Source organism: Klebsiella sp. A-Nf5 (assembly GCF_002810545.1).
GTDB lineage: Bacteria > Pseudomonadota > Gammaproteobacteria > Enterobacterales > Enterobacteriaceae > Klebsiella > Klebsiella variicola.
In genome coordinates this window covers 1-931 of the sequence record NZ_PIOG01000168.1, presented here as the reverse complement: position 1 = coordinate 931, position 931 = coordinate 1, and the positions used below count along the sequence as shown (strand labels likewise).

General features: G+C 57.9%; 1 protein-coding gene and 1 pseudogene. Both read right to left on the bottom strand.

Annotated elements, in window-relative coordinates; genetic code table 11:
- Nucleotides 1-158, bottom strand: a pseudogene (locus CWM53_RS18680) (aldose 1-epimerase); the annotation flags it as partial.
- Nucleotides 158-931 (bottom strand): MFS transporter (locus tag CWM53_RS18675; RefSeq protein ID WP_133124359.1); only part of this gene is annotated, 774 nt, incomplete at its 5' end. The gene CWM53_RS18675 and the pseudogene CWM53_RS18680, both read right to left, overlap by 1 nt.

The following is a 931-nucleotide window of genomic DNA, read 5'->3' as shown; positions in this document are numbered from 1 at the left end:
CGATTGGCCAACGGCAGCATGGGAAACATGCCGCCAGCAGGGTTGTCGTACAGCACCGGAGCCTGATGTTGCCGGGAGAACAAACTTTGCACTTTGCCCCCCAGAGAGGAGATGCGCATCCGCAGATGCGCGTTTTCCAGAATCAACGCTTCCGCCATCAGCGTGTCTGCTCCTGCTTTATCGCCTGGCCGGCCGAGTGACGCTGCGCCAGTTGCTCTTCCAGCGCTTCGAGGGTGATACCTTTCGTTTCCGGCACGTTGCGCAGAATATAGAGGTAGCCGGCAGCGCAAATGACGCCGTACAGCAGGAAGCTGCCTGCCGCGCCCAGGCCGGCATTAAGCAGCGGGAAAGTATAGGTTAACAGGAAACAGGCAATCCACAGCGCCAGGGTACCTAAAGACATCGCGAGTCCACGTACGCGGTTGGGGAAAATCTCCGCCAGCAGCACCCAGGTCACCGGCGCCAGGGTTAACGCATAAATAGCAATCGCCGCCAGCACCAGCAACAGTACTGGCCACCCCATCATGCCCATCGCGTAAGCGCCGGCGATCAGGACATAGATCACCGTCAATCCTGAAGCGCCGAGCAGCATTAATTTACGGCGGCCGATTTTATCCACCAGCGGCAGTGCGGCAATGGTAAAGACCAGGTTAACGACGCCCGTGGCGACGATCGATTTTAACGTGCTGTTGATATCGAATCCCGCCGAGGCAAAAATCTCCTGCGCGTAGTTAAAGATGACGTTGATCCCACACCACTGCTGGAACACAGCGAGCACCATGCCAATGATCACAATCGGTTTCACCTGCGGAGCCAACAGCGCGCCGTAGGAGACTTTGTTGTTATCCTTTTCCAGGGTATGCGCGATTTCACGCAGGATCCGGTCGGCATAGTCGGCAGAACCAATGCGCTCCAGCGCGGCCCGGGCACG